Genomic DNA, 1,063 nt, shown 5'->3' on the forward strand with positions numbered 1-1,063 from the left:
GACTGGGGTGAAGTCGTAACAAGGTAGCCCTAGGGGAACCTGGGGCTGGATCACCTCCTTACCTATACGACTAACTTAATAGTTGTTGAGTGTTCACACAGATATGCTTGTCGTAAAGTAAGAGCAAATTACGTTGGGTCTGTAGCTCAGCTGGTTAGAGCGCACCCCTGATAAGGGTGAGGTCGGTGGTTCAAGTCCACTCTGACCCACCAAAATCTTAGTTTTCTCCTAAACGAAGATTTTGTTTTAACGTAAATTGTTTGACTGCATGTAAATGGGGCTATAGCTCAGCTGGGAGAGCGCCTGCCTTGCACGCAGGAGGTCTGCGGTTCGATCCCGCATAGCTCCACCATTTACATCTTTCTCTTTATTAAGAGTGAGATACATGCACTGGTTAGAGATGCCAAAGATAAATGCAGAATTTATCTTTGGCTTTTTTAAGCCCGCTCTTTAAAAATTTGGAAAGCTGATAGTAATAATCTTTAAGATTATTGCGAAATTAAAAAAATTGAGTTCTAAAACACTTAACATTAAGTGTCTTGGCTTACTGCTTAGGCAGTGAGTAAAAATTCTAATTTTGGCGAAAGTAGAAACCATTAGTTACGATACGGCTGTTTTATCTACCCTGATAAAACAACATGTATGTCTCATAGAGACTTATTTGGGTTGTATGGTTAAGTGACTAAGCGTATATGGTGGATGCCTTGGCAGTCAGAGGCGATGAAGGACGTAGTAACTTGCGAAAAGCGTTGGCGAGCTAGTAACAAGCATTTGAGCTAACGATGTCCGAATGGGGAAACCCACTAGCATAAGCTAGTATCATTAACTGAATACATAGGTTAATGAGGCGAACCCGGGGAACTGAAACATCTAAGTACCCGGAGGAAAAGAAATCAACCGAGATTCCCCTAGTAGCGGCGAGCGAACGGGGATTAGCCCTTAAGCATAGAGGGTGTTAGTGGAATGCGTTGGAAAGCGCAGCGGCACAGGGTGATAGCCCCGTACATGAAAACTAACTTTATGTGAAAACGAGTAGGACGGGACACGTGACATCTTGTCTGAA

General features: G+C 43.4%; 2 tRNA genes and 2 rRNA genes. All 4 read left to right on the forward strand.

The annotated features are described in order from the left end of the window. Positions 1–61, forward strand: a 16S ribosomal RNA gene (locus tag Q1A86_RS21075); the annotation flags it as partial. Positions 62–135: 74 nt separating this feature from the next. Next, a tRNA-Ile gene (locus tag Q1A86_RS21080) sits at positions 136–212 on the forward strand. A gap of 64 nt (positions 213–276) precedes the next feature. Next, positions 277–352, forward strand: a tRNA-Ala gene (locus Q1A86_RS21085). Positions 353–672: 320 nt separating this feature from the next. Beyond that, a 23S ribosomal RNA gene (locus tag Q1A86_RS21090) occupies positions 673–1,063 on the forward strand; the annotation flags it as partial.

This window comes from uncultured Shewanella sp., from assembly GCF_947497935.1.
In the GTDB taxonomy this organism is placed as follows: Bacteria; Pseudomonadota; Gammaproteobacteria; order Enterobacterales; family Shewanellaceae; genus Shewanella.